Here is a 13,832-nt window from a genome sequence, read left to right as displayed (position 1 = left end):
CCAGGGCCGGAAGAATGGCCGCCATGGATGCCACTCCGCTCGCCGCCGCCGCCATCGCCCAGCTCGAGGCCGAGGGCGTCGACACCGTCATCGGCACCGTGGTGAACCCCGCCGGGCTCACCCATGCCAAGACCGTGCCGATCCGGCGCACCAATACCTTCGCCGATCCGGGGCTGGGTGCGAGCCCGTCGTGGCACGCCTTCGCCATCGATCAAACCGGCATCGCCTTCACCGACGACGTCGGCGTGGTGGGCGATCAGCGCCTGCGCATCGACCTGTCGGCGTTGCGCCTCATCGGTGACGGTCTGGCATGGGCGCCCGCCGGCTTCTTTGAACAGGACGGCGACCCGGTGCCGGTGTGCAGCCGGGGGACACTCGGCCGGATCGAGGGCGCACTGGCCGACGCCGGCATCGCGGCCCTGGTGGGCCACGAGATCGAGTTCCTGCTGGTGGGTCCCGACGGTGGGCGCTTACCCGCGACGCTGTGGGCGCAATACGGGCTGGCCGGGGTCCTCGAACACGAAACGTTCGTCCGCGATGTCATCGCCGGCGCAACGTCGGCCGGCGTGGTGATCGAGCAGTTCCATCCCGAGTACGGCCCCAACCAGTTCGAGCTCTCGCTGGCGCCGCAGCCGCCGGTGGCCGCGGCCGACCAGCTGGTGCTGATGCGGATCATCATCGGCCGCGCCGCCCGCCGCAACGGGATGCGGATCAGCTTGTCGCCCGTACCGTTTGCCGGCAGCGTGGGTTCCGGTGCCCATCAACATTTTTCGCTTACCGAGCGGGGGTCGGAGCAGTCGCTGTTCTCCGGCGGCACCGGGCCGGGCGGAATGACCGCGGCAGGGCAGGCCGCCGTGGCCGGGGTATTGCGCGGGCTCCCGCAGGCGCAGGCAATCCTGTGCGGTTCGATCGTGTCCGGCCTGCGGATGCGCCCCGGCAACTGGGCCGGCGCCTATGCCTGTTGGGGGATCGAGAACCGCGAAGCCGCAGTACGCTTCGTCGAGGGTGGTCCCGGCAGTCCGCACGGCGCCAACGTCGAAGTGAAAATCGTCGATCCCTCCGCCAACCCCTACCTGGCGTCGGCGGCGATTCTGGCGCTGGCACTTGACGGCATCAGTGACGAAGCGACGCTGCCGCCGGAAACGACGATAGACCCCGCGCAGCTGTCCGAAGCGGAGCGGTCCGCCGCCGGGACCCGGATGCTACCCGGCGAACAGGTCAAAGCCATTGCCGCACTTGATGAGTCGGCACTGATGCGGCGGTTGCTGGGCGATCCGGTGGTGGACATGGTGACGGCGGTGCGCCGGATGGAGCACGACCGCTACGCAGACCTCGAACCCGAGGCACTCGCAGACAAGTTCCGGATGGCCTGGAGCCTATGACCGCGCAGGCAGATTCCGCGCTGGAGGAGCACATTCGGCACGTGCCGTTGATCGACCAGCACGTGCACGGCTGCTGGCTGCGGGCCGGGGACCGGCGTCGTTTCGAGAACGCACTCAATGAGGCCAATACGCAGCCCCTTGCCAACTTCGATTCCGGCTTCGACACCCAACTGGGCTTCGCGGTGCGCAACCACTGCGCCGCCATCCTGGACCTTCCCAGACATGTTGACCCGCAATCCTATTGGGAGCGCCGTAGCCGGTTCAGCGAGAACGAACTGGCGCGGCTGTTCCTGCCGGCCGCGGGAGTGAGCAACTGGCTCGTCGACACCGGATTCGCCGAAGGTGTGACAGGTGTCGCCGAACTCGGCGAACTGTCCGGTCGCCGCGCCTACGAAGTGGTGCGTCTCGAGCAGGTCGCCGAGGAGGCCGCGCAGGCCGGCGGTGACTACGCGTCCGCATTCGAAGAGATCCTGACCCGTCGCGCCGCCGCCGCCGTCGGCACCAAGTCGATTCTGGCCTACCGGGGGGGCTTCGACGGCGACCTGAGTGAGCCGCCGGCGACCCAGGTCAGAGCCGCCGCGCAGCGCTGGCGCGACGAGGGTGGCGTCCGATTGCGCGACCGGGTGCTGCTGCGATTCGGGTTGTACCAGGCGCTGCGACTCGGTAAACCGCTGCAGTTCCACGTCGGTTTCGGCGACCGGGATTGTGACTTGCACAAGGCGAATCCGCTCTATCTGCTCGATTTTCTGCGCAGTTCCGGAGACACCCCGATTGTGTTGCTGCACTGTTACCCCTACGAACGCGAGGCCGGTTACCTGGCCCAGGCCTTCAACAACGTCTACCTCGACGGCGGACTGGCCGTGAACCATCTCGGCGCCCGGGCGCCGGCGTTCATCGCCCGGTTGCTGGAATTGGCTCCGTTCCGCAAGATCCTGTACTCGTCAGACGGTTTCGGGCCACCCGAACTGCATTTCCTCGGAGCAGCCCTGTGGCGCAACGGGATTCATCGGGTCCTGCGCGGCTTCGTGCAGGCCGGCGACTGGAGCGAAACCGACGCCATCCGGGTGGTGGACCTGATCGCTCACCACAACGCGGCGCGCATCTACCGCTTGGCCAGCGGCGACCCTCGTGGCCCGATTACCGCAGCGGGATGAACCGGCGCAGTTTCCCGCTGCCCCGATGACGCTCCAGGCTCTCGGTCAACCGGATCCGGATGGCGGGCCGGGCCAACCCATAACGTTGCAGGGCAGCGGTCAGGGCGTCGGTGAGCGTCCCGGTATCGGGTGCGCCGACCACGGCGATGTCGGCTCCGGTCGCGGTCTGGACGACCTGGTACTCCGTGACGTGCGAATCGCTTCCCAGCACGTGGCGAAAGGCCAGTGCGGGCACCGTGACGTTGTCGTACTGAAAGTCGTCGTCGCGGCGGCCGGCGATATCGGCGATTCGCGCGAACGCGCTACCGCATGCGCATGCGCCGTCAACTGCCAGCACCTGATCACCGAGGTCATAGCGGATGAACGGAAAGGAGCGGTTGGCCAGCCCGGTGGCAAGCGTCCGCGCCGCGGGCTCGTCGGGACCCACCGGCATCCCGTCGGCGTCGACCCGCTCGAGTACCACTTCGTCCTCGCACACGTGCAGGCCCGCACCACGGCCACAGCCCACGGCTTGTACGCCGATTTCCGTTGAACCCCAAAGATTGTGGATCATCGGTCGCCAGGCTTCGACGATCGCCCGCCGGTCTTCGTCGAGCAGCGGCTCAGAGTTGGTGCTCACCCGTACCGGGGCTATGTCCAGTTGACCGGCGGTCACCGCGCGGGCCAGGCGCCCGATCACGCTCGGGTAGCCCACCAGATGCGTGGGTTCAGCGGCCGCCACCGACGCCAGCACCTCGTCGAAGGGTGCACCTACCGAGATGACGACGGTCTGCATCCCGGGGGTGGTCGGCACATCGAACAGCGGGGTGCTGGCGTGCGGTGGGACACCGGCCGACAGCACGGCCAACCGCGCGGAACCGGTTGGCGCACGGCGCTCTTCGCGGGCCTGGGCCCGCCAGGCCAGGCAGGCCGCCGAGATGAAGAAATCCCAATCCCACAGGTAGACCCCGCGCACCCCGCTGGAGCCGCCGGAGCTGAACACCTGTTGCGATCCCACATACGAAAACCACTGCTGCTCAGCGAGAACTCGTTCGGCCCCGGCCCGGTCCAGGCCGGGGGTGGTGGTGATGGCGTCCCAGTTCTGCTGGGCGTCCCGTTTGGTCATCACCGGAATCGACGCCAGGTCGGCGACGGTGCAACGGGACGGATCGAGCGCCGCCAGTCGCCGCGCATGGAAGGACGAGCGCTCCTTGGCGTAAGCGAGTAACGCGCGCAATCGGTAGGTCTGATAACGCTCGATCCGATGTCGCGGCCAGTCCAGGCGTGCGATGTGGTCTTCCAGCGCGGCCTGCACTGCCGCCAAATGCGCTGCGCGCATTGCCTCGTAGGCCGCGTGCGGGATCGGCAACAGCGTCTACACCAGGGCGCTGGCGTCGAAGATCCAGGACGTGTCGCCGCCGGCCAGATTCTCGAAGTGTTGCGGGGGAGCAAACGCCGCCAGGCTGTTGAAGTCCCAATAGTCCTTCCAGACCGTGATCTTCCCGTCGACCACCCGGTGCACCGTGACGAATCTCAGCTTCCCCTGCTCGCCGGTCTTGAAGGTCCAGGTCTCGGAGTGCTCATACATGACATCGGATCCGTTGGACAACAGCACGCCGTCGTGATTCTCATAGTCCGCCAGCTCGGCGAGGCCGATCTTGAGCCGCGTCACGATGTGCTGCGGACCACGAGCCGACACCGCCGGGACCGGCATGTCGACATAGAGGCAGTCCTCGGACAGAAAAGCCTGCACGCCATCCCAGTCGCGCCGCGAAAGCGCTTGCCACATCCCGGTCACGACATCTTCGGCTGCGATCGCTTCTGGCATACCCGTCAATAAACTCGGCCGCCGCGCGGGTGTCAACCGCAGCGCCGCTGCGCACACTGCGCCTGCGCTGACCTACCGCGCAGTAGGATCAGTGCGCCAGACCGCGACCGCTAGCGAGGACCGTTGCCGTGCAGACAAATTCCGAGCCTGTCAGGGGCACCAAGAGGCGCGGACCGGTCGCGGCGCTGGGCACCATGGTGGGCGCACTGGGTGTCGTCTTCGGCGACATCGGCACCAGCCCCATCTACACCATTCAGACGGTGTTCAACCCTGACGACCCGCACCCCGTCCCCATCAGCACCGAAAACGTGTACGGCGTTGTGTCGCTGATTTTCTGGTCGGTGATGATCATCGTGACGTTCACCTACGTCAGCTTGGTGCTGCGCGCGGACAACCACGGCGAGGGCGGCATCATGGCGCTCATCACGCTGCTGGGACGATACGGCGGCCGCCGCACCGCGATTGCCCTTGCCGGGCTGGGGCTCTTCGGTGCCGCGCTGTTCTTCGGCGACAGCATGATCACACCGGCGATTTCGGTGCTGTCTGCCGTGGAGGGAATCAAGGTCATCGCACCCCGGATGGATTCGTGGATCGTGCCGCTCACCGCGGTGATCATCGTGATGTTGTTCTCCGTGCAGCGGCACGGCACCGGCGCGGTAGGACGGTTCTTCGGCCCGGTCATGATCGCCTGGTTCACGGCGATCGGCGCCTGCGGACTGACGGCAATCGCGGACAACCCGGAAATCCTCAAGGCGCTCTCACCGGTCTATGCGGTCAAGTTCATGGTGGGCCACTTTCACTTCGCTTTCTTCTCGCTCGCGGCCGTCGTCCTGTCGGTTACCGGCGCCGAGGCGATTTACGCGGACATGGGTCACTTCGGCCGGCGGGCGATCACGTCGGGGTGGTTGTTGCTCGTGTTGCCCGGGAGCGCGTTGAGCTACCTCGGCCAAGGGGCGCTGTTGCTCAAAGACTCCAAGGCGGCCAGCGCGCCGTTCTTTCTGCTCGTCCCGGACTGGGGGCGCCTGCCGATGGTGCTACTGGCCACCGCGGCAACGGTGATCGCATCGCAGGCCGTCATCACCGGGGCTTTCTCGGTGGCGTCACAGGCGGCGCAACTCGGTTACCTGCCGCGACTGCGGATCGCCCACACGTCGGAGTCGACGATCGGTCAGATCTACGTTCCGTGGATCAACGGCCTGTTGCTGGTGTCCGTCCTCACGCTGGTCTTCGCCTTCCGCAGTTCTGCCGCGCTGGCGTTTGCCTTCGGCATGGCGGTCACCGGCACCATCACCATCACCACGCTGCTGTTTCTGTACGTCGCCCGCATCAGATGGTCGGTGCCGCGGTGGCTCATCGTCGGCGGCGGCGCGGCTCTGTTGTCGGTCGATCTGATGTTCCTGGCGGCCAACCTGACCAAATTGGTGCACGGGGCCTGGCTGCCGCTGCTGATCGCGGTGATCGCGTTCACCGTGATGACCACCTGGCAGCGCGGTCGCGAGATCGTCACCGGCACAAGGGAGCAGGCCGAAGGCTCGTTGCGCGCGTTCGTCGACGGCCTCGCCCACCGGGCGCAGCCCTTCACCCGGGTACCGGGAACGGCAATCTTCATGAACCGCGGAAAAGAGACCACGCCGCTGGCGATGCGGGCCAACGTCGAACATAACCATGTGCTGCACGAGCAGGTGGTCATCATGGCGGTCGACACCTTGCCGGTGCCGCGGGTGCCCGAGGCGGAGCGCATCGACGTCGACGCTCTCGGCTACGCCAAGGACGGCATCATTCACGTGACCGCCCACTTCGGCTACATGGAGACGCCGAATATCCCCGCCGCCCTGCGTCTGCTCGAACCCGGCCAGACCGAGGGTCCGATCGCCCTCGACGACGCGTCCTATTTCCTGTCCAAGCTCGAACTGGTCAAAGGCTCGGCGCCCACCATGGCAGGCTGGCGCAAACGCCTGTTCATCGCCACCTCGTACACCACGGCGGACGCCGCGCAGTACTTCGGGCTGCCGCCGGAGCGCACCGTGGTGATGGGTTCACGGATCGAGGTGTGAGCTACTGGGTGGCCATCGACCGGGCCGGGCCGAGCTGCACCGGAAGCGTGGACCAGCCGCGTAACACCCGGGTGCTGCGCCGGCTTCCGGCACCCGCGGCCTGCACCTCGGGGAAGCGGTCGAAGAACGTGCGCAGCCCCACTTCGCCCTCGGCCCGCGCCAGCGCGGCTCCCAGGCAGAAGTGGCGGCCCGTGGAGAAAGCGAGATGCTTTCCGGCATTAGGTCTTTCGATGTCAAAGCGGTGCGGGTCAGTGAACACCGACGGGTCGCGATTGGCGGCGGCCAGGTAGATCACCACCACCTCGTCTCGGTAGATCGGCATCCCCGCCACCTCGAGGTCATGGCTGGCTACCCGTGCCGTCAGTTGCACCGGCGAGTCGAGCCGCAGGATCTCCTCCACGGCGTTAGGCCACAGCTCCGGTCGCTCCCGCAGCTTCTTCAGCCCGTCGGGATGGTCCAACAGCATCCGGATTCCGTTGCCCAGCAGATTGACCGTTGTCTCGAAGCCGGCCACCAGCACCAGGCCGGCAACGGCCTGCAACTCGGAGTCGTCGAGATAGTTCTCCGCGTCACCGCTTTGTGCGGTCTGGATCAACTGGCTCATCAGGTCGTCACCCGGGTTGCGCTGCAATTGGCGCAAGTGCTGAACCAGCCACGCGTTGAATCCCGCGACACCTCGCTGCACGCGGAGGTACTGGTGCCAGGGCAGCCCGATGTCCAGACTCGGCGCGGCCAACTCGCCGAACTCCAGGACGCGCCGCCGGTCGTACTCGGGGACACCGAGGATCTCGCTGATGATGGTGATCGGCAGCTGGGAGCAATATCGCCCGACGATGTCGACTGCGCCGGACCGGTCGACCAGCCGGTCGAGCAACTCGTCCGCCGCCTGCTGGACCCGGTCGCGCAGCGCGGCCACTGCCCGCGAGGTGAACACGGCCGAGACGGTCTTGCGGTAGCGCGTGTGATCGGGGGGTTCGACTGCCAGCAGGGAGGGCGGCCGCATCGGATGCAGTTTGTCGTCGCGGGTGTGCGCCTCCAGCCAGCGCAACGGTTTCGGCAGGCTGTCACCGAACGTGACGACGTGAAAGTCGTCCGATCGCAGCAGATCATGGGCGATGCGGTGGTCGACCGTTATCAGGTTCGCCCGGCTACGCACCAGGGGCCCGCGGCGTCGGACCTCGTCGTAGAAGGGCACCGGGTTGTCGGCGACAGCGGGATCGGCGATCAACCGGGCCTGCAGGTCGCCCCGCCGGACCCCGCCTTTCGCGATGCCGCGGATCACACCGTGCATCGCGAACCAGTGCAGTCTGTCTTTCACGGTTGCTCCATCGGTCGAGTGTTATGTCCGCCAGGGTAAGGCGTTCAGCACTCGGCCCTGATCTTGAAGTCTGTTGTCACGACCTTGTTCGGGTTGTCGTTGTTGATGCCCGATGCGCTGCCGGTGATGGTGTAGGCGTTCTTGTCGACGACGACGCGTGCGTTGCCCACCCCGCCCTCGTAATAGCTGCCGGTGAACCCGTCGACGTTGCGGATCTTGACGAACTGCGGGATGACCCGGTCGCCGCTGATCAACATCACCGCCTGCACGTGGCCGTCCCGCTCCCGGATGTCGATGGTCCGGTAGGCCTCGATCTGGCTGCACGCCGGCGGACGTGTCGTGTGCGCGGCACCGTCGATGGTCACCTGCGCGGCCTTACGGGGCATGATCTGGGCCCCGCCGCAACCGGATACGACGCCGGTTACTGCGAGTGCGATTCCTGCCGCTGCGACCATCCGGTTCTGCACCAGCACATTATGGCTGCTTCGGGTCAAGCCTGGGCAGGGCTTTCACGATGCGACTTCGAACGAACTCGGGGCTGATGCCCTTGAGCCGATCGATCCAGCGAATGCTGGCCGGCACGTACCAGTGCAGGCGGGTCGGGTGCTGGTAGGCCTGCCAGGCCACCTCGGCGACGCTGGAAGCCGGCAGCAACCGAAACATGCCCCGCTTGGGCGCCGCCGCACGCAGGTCGTCCCGGGAGATCTGGACCTCCGACCCGTCGGAATGCTGCGGCGTGGCGGTGAGTATGGCGGTATCGATCAGCCCGGGCAGCACGTCCGCGACCCGCACACCGTGGCGCTGCCATTCGACACTCAGCGCTTCGGTCAGTCCCTTGACCGCGTGCTTGGTCGCCGAATAAACGGCGATGCGCGGCATGCCGTAGGTGCCCGAGGACGACGACGTCGAGAACATCAGGCTGCCCGGCGCCTTCTTCAGGTAGGGGAGTGCCCCGTAGGCGCCCGTCAGCACGGCCTTGAAGTTCACGTCGACGACTCGCATGGCGGCCTCGTACGGCACGTCCTCGAACCAACCGCCCTCACCGATCCCGGCGTTGTTCCACATCATGTCGAGTCCGCCACCGACGTTGCCGGCACAGAAGTCGGCCAATGCCGCATCCAGTGCCGCTTTGTCGGTGACGTCGACGACGCGGGTCCACAGCCCGGCGCCCAGCTCCACACTGAGCGCGGCCAGTCCGTCGTCGTTGCGGTCAACAGCCCCGACTCGCCAGCCCTTGGCGTGGAAAAGCTTGACGCCTTCCCGGCCCATCCCGCTGCCCGCACCGGTGATGAATATCGTCCTCATCGATCTGGTCTCCGCCCAGCCCCTCAGCCTGCTTCGACCACATCCTTGATGCGGTGCAGCGTCTTCGTCATGTCTCGTATGTTGCGACGTTTACGTAAGAAGCCTCCCAACACCAGGTAGACGTGGTTGAACGGGGACGGTGCGAGCCGAAAAGACTCGGTCACATCCGTGGACTGCCCATCCGGCCCGGCCGGCTCCAAGCGGTAGTGCCAGTTGTTCACCACCCGGTCGCCCACCAAGACAGCAAACCCGAACTCGCGACCGGGTTCGCAGGCTGTCACCTCGCAGGTGGTCCAGTACACCGGCCCGACCTCGTTGCGGCGGACGTGGCCGCGAAAGCGCGCTCCGAGCTCCGGACCGGTCGCCCCACCCAACCACTCGGCCTCGAAGGTCTCCGGTGAGAAGCGTCCGGTATTTCGAATATCGGCAATTAATTCCCAGATCTTGTCCGCCGGCGCCGCCATGTGAACTGTTGCTGAACCCTCCATAGGAGGATCCAATCACGTTCCATGTAACGAATCGCGCCGGCCCGCCGATAATCACTGTTTGGGGGTGAACAACCCGATGATCTGCGTGATGGTCTGGGTCAGCGTCTGACCGGGTTTGGGCACTGCGGCGATCCCGGGGCCCATGCCGCCGGCGCTGGCGCACTTCGGCCACGCGCCCGGTCCCTGGCCGGCCAGAACCCGGTTCGCGACGGCGATTTGTTGCTGCTTGGAGGCTTTCGCCGGGTTTCCGACCCCGCCGAACTCCTCCCAGGTGGCCTGCTTGAACTGCAGACCGCCGTATGCACCATTCCCCGTGTTGGCGGCCCAGTTGCCGCCCGACTCGCATTCCGCGACGGCTTCCCAGTTCATGGTGTCGGCTTCGGCGGTGCCGGTGGACAACGACATGCCGGTCGCGATGAATCCGGCGGTGATCGCGGACTTGATGAGGGGCTTTGCGAGGTTCGTCATGACCGGCATTTCGCCGGACGTGTTCAAAGCGTTACCCAGAAGAGAAATTTATGAGATCAGTCGTCTACTGCATTGAGATTGGCGCAAACGCCGTTGCCGCGGGTGTCTCAGGCCGGTTGCCGAGCCTGGCAGTAAGCGGTGGTCGCCGCGGTAAGCGCACGTGAGTACAGGTCGTCCAAGGCGCGCAGCCGTATCGTGTCAGCACGGGCGGTGCGCAGCGACCGGGCGCACCCGGGGGAGTTCAGCAAACCCCAGTTAAGCGAAATGTGAGATAAAATCTTAGTGTTCAAGGCGTCGATGGCGGCCCGTGACGCGGCCAGGTCCGCCGGCGCAGGTGGTACCGCGGCCGAGTCGAGCTTCCAGTCCGCGAACCGGCGGTACTCGATGGCCTCGGTGGCGGTGATCTGGTCGGCGAACACCCGGGCAACGTAATCGGGGTCGATGCCCGTCGCCTCGGCATCCGCGCGCAACGTGGCGAGTTCCTGCTCGACGCGGACCGGGTCCTCGATCGCGCCGTGGGAATGCCATTTGTACGCGGCCACCGGCTCGGCGATCGCCAGCCGCTCGGCGAGCGCGTCGACCAGCGCGTCGAGTGGCCCGGCGCCGTCGGCCCGGGACTGCGGCGCCCCGCCGACGACCACCGACGCCAGGGCGATCAGGACCGTGCAGCACGCCCGGCCCGGCCCGCACCTACCTGAGCCCACGTCAGCTCCGGCGCGCGTCGACCGTGACGATCGCGTCGATCACCGCGGCCGGGTTGTCCAGCGCGACGAAAGTTTTTGCACCGGGCACTTCGATCATGGTCGCGTTCGGGAACAGCGCCGCCATCCGGCGGGCCAGCGACGGCGTGAAGCAGCGGTCGCCCATTCCCCAGACGAGCGTCACCGGCCTGCTGAAGTGCGCGAACCTGGTCGAGAGGTCGGTCAGATCGGTGACCGCGACATGGCGCAGCAGCTCGGCAAGGTTGCGGCAGATGCGCGCGTCGTTGCGGCAGGGCATGGTCCAAGACTTCGTCAGCTCCGCATCGGGCCGGGCCAGCAGCAGGCCGTAGCCGATCGGGGAGTGCCGCAGCGGGGCCCACTTCATCATCGCGAACAGCGTCTTGATGGATACGGGGCCCCGCAGCAGCGCGAAGACCAGCGGGAACGGGAAAGGCGGGAACTTGTCGAAGGCGTCGCAGTTGGTGAGAACCAGCCGGCCGATCCGGTCAGGATGGCTGTCGATGAGGAACTGGCACAGTCCGCCGCCGGTGTCGTTACCCAGCAGCGTCACGTCGGTGAGGTCCAGGGCCACGATGAAGTCGTGGATCATGGCCGCGATTCCGCGCGGGGACAGGTCGGCACCCTCGTTGACCGGGATGGTGTGCGAACCCAGCGGCCAGGTAGGCAGAATGCACCGGTACCCCAATTCGGCGAGGCCTTCGGCCACCGGAACCCAGAGACGTTCGTCGGCAAGGATGCCGTGCACAAAGAGCACCGGGGGATGCGCCGAGTTCTCCGGCCCCAACACCCGGTAGGGAATCGTGGCCTGCTTCAGAACGACATGGGGCACGGCGACCTCCTCAACCAACTTACAAACTCTCAGTATGTAAGTTACGTGCAGTCTGCACGGAAGTCAAACGGGATTGTTGGATGGCCGGGTCCGGGGCGCCGCTGCGGCTGGCGAACAATGGTGGCATGCGTGCGAACTGGTTGCGCTCGACCCAGGCCCGGTCCCTCCTTGCCGTGACCCTGGGAACCTCGCTGCTACTCGGCGGCGCATTCCTGGCCGTAGACCAGTTGCACGCCACGCCCGCCGATGCCCTCGACCGTCCGGGCCCGGCGCTTTCCGACCAACAGAGCCGGGTCCAGGCGGTGGGGGCGGCCAAGGATGTCGTCGCGGCCGCGCAACTGCATACCACGTCGGCGGGCTATCTGTTGATGTCGTGCCGGGACCGGGAGAACCCGCCGTACCAGGGGGCGGTGTACCTCAGCTTCACCATCCCCGCCGGTACCCGTGCGGACGTCTACCTGCCGGGCGTCGCCAAGGCGCTGGTCGCCGACGGATGGGTGGAAGGCCTGGCCCCCGGCGGCCACCCGTACGGCAAGTCGTTGTCCAGGAACGCGGTCACCGCGCTCATCTACCGCGACGACGACAACGCGAACCTGGGTGTGGCACGGGTGTACGGCGAGTGCCGCAACACCAGCGATCACCGCCGTGACATGACAGGGTGGGTGGATGTCACCGGCGAGATCAATCCCGGCGGTTGAACCCCGGGAAAAGCACTACTGCGCTTGACGGCCGTGGCCGTCAAGCGCAGTAGCAGCGGTGTAGAGCGGGTCAGCCTCAGCGGGCGCCCAGGGCGCCCTGCAGGTCACCCTTCATGGCCACCAGCTGTGCACCCCAGTACTCCCAGCTGTGCGTGCCGTCGTTCTGGAAGTTGAAGACGGCGTTGTGGCCACCGGCCGCGGTGTAGGCGTCCTGGAACTTGATGTTGCTGCTGCGCACGAAGTTCTCCAGGAACTCGGCGGGCAGGTTCGCGCCACCCAGTTCGCTGGGCTTTCCGTTACCGCAGTAGACCCACAGGCGGGTGTTGTTGGCGACCAGCGTCGGAATCTGGATCGTCGGGTCATTACGCTGCCACGCCGGGTCGCTGGACGGCCCCCACATGTCGGCCGCTTTGTAACCGCCCGCGTCACCCATGGCCAGACCGATCAGCGACGGGCCCATGCCCTGGGACGGGTCCAGCAGCGCCGACAGCGAGCCGGAGTAGATGAACTGGGCGGGGTGGTAGGCGGCCAGGATCATGGCCGACGACCCGGCCATCGACAGACCCACCGCGGCACTCCCGGTCGGCTTGACGCTGCGATTGCTCTGCAGGTAGGAGGGCAGCTCGCTGGTCAGGAAGGTCTCCCACTTGTAGGTGGAGCAACCGGCCTTACCGCAGGCCGGGCTGTACCAGTCGCTGTAGAAGCTGGACTGCCCACCGACCGGCATGACGATCGACAGACCGGACTGGTAGTACCACTCGAACGCCGGGGTGTTGATGTCCCATCCGTTGTAGTCGTCCTGCGCACGCAGTCCGTCGAGCAGGTACACCGCGGGAGAATTGTCGCCGCCACTCTGGAATTGCACCTTGATGCTGCGACCCATCGCTGCCGACGGCACCTGCAGGTACTCGACTGGCAGACCTGGCCGGGAGAACGCTCCCGCGGTCGGCGCGCCACCGGCGAGTCCGATAAGGCCCGGCAGGGTCGCGGCCGCGGCCGCACCGACCAGGAGTCGGCGACTCCAGGCCCGAATCTTCCCGCTCACGTCTGTCATACCTGTGCCCCTGTCCTTATGTCTTTGTTTCCCGGCAGAACTTACCGCGTGACTGGGCCGAATGTCGATTCGGACGCAATCACATTCCAGTTCTGTATCGGTTACCGCCGGTGGATACAGCAACTGTGTTACCGCAACCTCGTCGGATGGCCGCATTCGTTATAGCCCGCCACCGACACGCCCGGACGCGACACACGCCGCGGCGTTATGCAGGCGTTACGCACTTGACATCGGGCCTTGAGATCGCGCGGTCGCCGGCGCGCAAGGAGCCGGAACGCTCCGGGCGGCGCTTCGATCGGACCCGCGTGGCAACCTATGGCGGATTCACCGGCCGGGCGGGGCCGGTTTGGGGCCCGCAGAAAGCGCACACCGAATGATTGAGAGTCACCTGCGCGTTTCCCCGGAACTTGAACACCGGCCAAGACGAACTCGCGCCGAGCGCGTAGGCTCGCTCGGAGCAAGCCGACGGATACACACGCTATCCCGGGCCGTTTCGGCACTCCCGCCTCACAGCACCTTGCCCCTTGGTGCCCGTGGTTCGCGGCTGAGTGCG

General features: G+C 66.5%; 14 protein-coding genes. 4 read left to right on the top strand and 10 right to left on the bottom strand.

The window, feature by feature from the left end:
- The first annotated feature begins 23 nt into the window (after window positions 1-23).
- Together AC5Y7D_RS22185 and AC5Y7D_RS22180 are read left to right on the top strand one after the other, a co-directional pair.
- Complete coding sequence (locus AC5Y7D_RS22185; RefSeq protein WP_499927735.1) at window positions 24-1,382, top strand: type I glutamate--ammonia ligase; 1,359 nt, start codon at window positions 24-26, stop codon at window positions 1,380-1,382.
- Window positions 1,379-2,536 (top strand): amidohydrolase family protein, encoded by a 1,158-nt coding sequence (locus AC5Y7D_RS22180; RefSeq protein WP_499927734.1) that lies wholly within the window; start codon window positions 1,379-1,381, stop codon window positions 2,534-2,536. The genes AC5Y7D_RS22185 and AC5Y7D_RS22180 overlap by 4 nt, the downstream gene beginning before the upstream one ends.
- Here AC5Y7D_RS22180 and AC5Y7D_RS22175 read toward each other — a convergent pair.
- Entirely contained in the window at window positions 2,520-3,854 is a 1,335-nt protein-coding gene (locus AC5Y7D_RS22175) for a phenylacetate--CoA ligase family protein (protein WP_499927803.1), read from the bottom strand. The genes AC5Y7D_RS22180 and AC5Y7D_RS22175 overlap by 17 nt on opposite strands.
- 36 nt (window positions 3,855-3,890) lie before the next feature.
- A complete protein-coding gene (locus AC5Y7D_RS22170) occupies window positions 3,891-4,343 on the bottom strand; it encodes a nuclear transport factor 2 family protein (protein WP_499927732.1) in 453 nt (150 codons plus the stop codon).
- Between the two features lie 194 nt (window positions 4,344-4,537).
- Here AC5Y7D_RS22170 and AC5Y7D_RS22165 point away from each other — a divergent pair, with 194 nt between their 5' ends.
- Window positions 4,538-6,397 carry a potassium transporter Kup gene (locus AC5Y7D_RS22165; protein WP_499927802.1) on the top strand — a complete coding sequence of 620 codons (1,860 nt, stop codon included), beginning with the start codon at window positions 4,538-4,540 and terminating at the stop codon, window positions 6,395-6,397.
- 1 nt (window position 6,398) lies between these two features.
- Here AC5Y7D_RS22165 and AC5Y7D_RS22160 read toward each other — a convergent pair whose 3' ends face one another.
- From AC5Y7D_RS22160 to AC5Y7D_RS22130, 7 genes are all read right to left on the bottom strand, one after another.
- Window positions 6,399-7,715: a cytochrome P450 gene (locus AC5Y7D_RS22160; protein WP_499927731.1), complete on the bottom strand. Its 1,317-nt coding sequence runs from the start codon at window positions 7,713-7,715 to the stop codon at window positions 6,399-6,401.
- Window positions 7,716-7,759: 44 nt separating this feature from the next.
- Window positions 7,760-8,182 carry a lipoprotein LpqH gene (locus AC5Y7D_RS22155; RefSeq protein ID WP_499927801.1) on the bottom strand — a complete coding sequence of 141 codons (423 nt, stop codon included), beginning with the start codon at window positions 8,180-8,182 and terminating at the stop codon, window positions 7,760-7,762.
- 7 nt (window positions 8,183-8,189) lie between these two features.
- On the bottom strand, window positions 8,190-9,020 hold the full coding sequence (locus AC5Y7D_RS22150; RefSeq protein WP_499927729.1) for an SDR family oxidoreductase: 831 nt from the start codon (window positions 9,018-9,020) through the stop codon (window positions 8,190-8,192).
- Window positions 9,021-9,043: 23 nt separating this feature from the next.
- Window positions 9,044-9,508 carry an SRPBCC family protein gene (locus AC5Y7D_RS22145; protein WP_499927727.1) on the bottom strand — a complete coding sequence of 155 codons (465 nt, stop codon included), beginning with the start codon at window positions 9,506-9,508 and terminating at the stop codon, window positions 9,044-9,046.
- A gap of 51 nt (window positions 9,509-9,559) precedes the next feature.
- Complete coding sequence (locus AC5Y7D_RS22140) at window positions 9,560-9,976, bottom strand: transglycosylase family protein (RefSeq protein WP_499927725.1); 417 nt, start codon at window positions 9,974-9,976, stop codon at window positions 9,560-9,562.
- 107 nt (window positions 9,977-10,083) lie between these two features.
- A complete protein-coding gene (locus AC5Y7D_RS22135) occupies window positions 10,084-10,680 on the bottom strand; it encodes a chorismate mutase (RefSeq protein ID WP_499927723.1) in 597 nt (198 codons plus the stop codon).
- A gap of 1 nt (window position 10,681) precedes the next feature.
- On the bottom strand, window positions 10,682-11,527 hold the full coding sequence (locus AC5Y7D_RS22130; RefSeq protein ID WP_499927721.1) for an alpha/beta fold hydrolase: 846 nt from the start codon (window positions 11,525-11,527) through the stop codon (window positions 10,682-10,684).
- Between the two features lie 125 nt (window positions 11,528-11,652).
- Between AC5Y7D_RS22130 and AC5Y7D_RS22125 the strand changes: the two genes are divergently transcribed.
- Window positions 11,653-12,225 (top strand): lipoprotein LppJ family protein, encoded by a 573-nt coding sequence (locus AC5Y7D_RS22125; protein ID WP_499927800.1) that lies wholly within the window; start codon window positions 11,653-11,655, stop codon window positions 12,223-12,225.
- 76 nt (window positions 12,226-12,301) lie between these two features.
- On the opposite strand, the gene ag85B is transcribed toward AC5Y7D_RS22125, so the two are convergent.
- Window positions 12,302-13,279, bottom strand: a complete 978-nt coding sequence (gene ag85B / locus AC5Y7D_RS22120; protein ID WP_499927719.1) for a diacylglycerol acyltransferase/mycolyltransferase Ag85B — start codon at window positions 13,277-13,279, stop codon at window positions 12,302-12,304.
- Window positions 13,280-13,832: the final 553 nt, after the last annotated feature.

The organism is Mycobacterium sp. NGS49 (genome assembly GCF_059812565.1).
Note: the sequence above shows the minus strand (reverse complement) of the source record. Positions and strands in the feature narration are given on the sequence as shown.

Coding starts and splice junctions, on each gene's coding strand:
- AC5Y7D_RS22185 (WP_499927735.1), top strand. CDS start 24: ATGGATGCCACTCCGCTCGCCGCCGCCGCCATCGCCCAGCTCGAGGCC.
- AC5Y7D_RS22180 (WP_499927734.1), top strand. CDS start 1,379: ATGACCGCGCAGGCAGATTCCGCGCTGGAGGAGCACATTCGGCACGTG.
- AC5Y7D_RS22175 (WP_499927803.1), bottom strand. CDS start 3,854: ATGCGCGCAGCGCATTTGGCGGCAGTGCAGGCCGCGCTGGAAGACCAC.
- AC5Y7D_RS22170 (WP_499927732.1), bottom strand. CDS start 4,343: ATGCCAGAAGCGATCGCAGCCGAAGATGTCGTGACCGGGATGTGGCAA.
- AC5Y7D_RS22165 (WP_499927802.1), top strand. CDS start 4,538: ATGGTGGGCGCACTGGGTGTCGTCTTCGGCGACATCGGCACCAGCCCC.
- AC5Y7D_RS22150 (WP_499927729.1), bottom strand. CDS start 9,020: ATGAGGACGATATTCATCACCGGTGCGGGCAGCGGGATGGGCCGGGAA.
- AC5Y7D_RS22145 (WP_499927727.1), bottom strand. CDS start 9,508: ATGGAGGGTTCAGCAACAGTTCACATGGCGGCGCCGGCGGACAAGATC.
- AC5Y7D_RS22140 (WP_499927725.1), bottom strand. CDS start 9,976: ATGACGAACCTCGCAAAGCCCCTCATCAAGTCCGCGATCACCGCCGGA.
- AC5Y7D_RS22125 (WP_499927800.1), top strand. CDS start 11,653: ATGCGTGCGAACTGGTTGCGCTCGACCCAGGCCCGGTCCCTCCTTGCC.
- ag85B (WP_499927719.1), bottom strand. CDS start 13,279: ATGACAGACGTGAGCGGGAAGATTCGGGCCTGGAGTCGCCGACTCCTG.